Below are 271 nucleotides of genomic sequence, written 5' to 3'. Positions count from 1 at the left end.
CATGATCTTGAACGGCAGCGAAATGATCAGCGGCGACAGCATCATCATACCCATCGCCATCAGCACACTGGCCACCACCATGTCGATGATCAGGAACGGGATGAAAATCATGAAGCCGATCTGGAACGCCGTTTTCAGCTCGGAGGTGACGAACGCAGGCACCAGGATGGTCAGCGGCACTTGATCGGGCCCGGCAATGTCGGTGCGCTTGGACAAGCGCATGAACAGGTCCAGGTCGCTTTGCCGGGTTTGCGCCAGCATGAAGTCCTTG

Annotated in this window: 1 pseudogene; it reads right to left on the bottom strand. The window is 57.2% G+C overall.

The features are described from left to right. A pseudogene (locus GYA94_RS24800) lies at positions 1 to 271 on the bottom strand (flagellar type III secretion system pore protein FliP); the annotation flags it as partial.

It is taken from the genome of Pseudomonas juntendi, from assembly GCF_009932375.1.
GTDB classification, from domain to species: Bacteria; Pseudomonadota; Gammaproteobacteria; order Pseudomonadales; family Pseudomonadaceae; genus Aquipseudomonas; species Aquipseudomonas juntendi.
The sequence above is the reverse complement of the archived record's forward strand: the minus strand, read 5'-3'. Positions and strand labels throughout refer to the sequence as shown.